The organism is Pseudoalteromonas sp. T1lg88, assembly GCF_002964765.1.
In the GTDB taxonomy this organism is placed as follows: Bacteria; Pseudomonadota; Gammaproteobacteria; order Enterobacterales; family Alteromonadaceae; genus Pseudoalteromonas.
On sequence record NZ_PQCF01000027.1, the window covers coordinates 1 to 239 of the forward strand.

1 protein-coding gene is annotated in these 239 nt (G+C 60.7%); it reads right to left on the bottom strand.

The annotated features are described in order from the left end of the window. Nucleotides 1-239 (bottom strand): hypothetical protein (locus tag C2M34_RS09230; RefSeq protein WP_158681411.1); only part of this gene is annotated, 239 nt, incomplete at both ends.

Genomic DNA, 239 nt, shown 5'->3' on the forward strand with positions numbered 1-239 from the left:
TGATCGCCGAGCTCGGTACCGTGATGGTGGTCACGCCATCACTGATGGTGATGCTGTCGACGGTGGCACCGGCTTCGACAACGCCAGAAAGGGTCACGTTGGTCGCTTCACTCGCGCTCAATTGTTCATCGCCGCCATCGTCGAACGCAATACTGTTTGCGCCATCACCTGTGCTCGGTGCGGCCGTATCCAAGGTGGTGGTATCGGTGACCGTGCCTGTGTTCCCGGCAGCGTCGGTC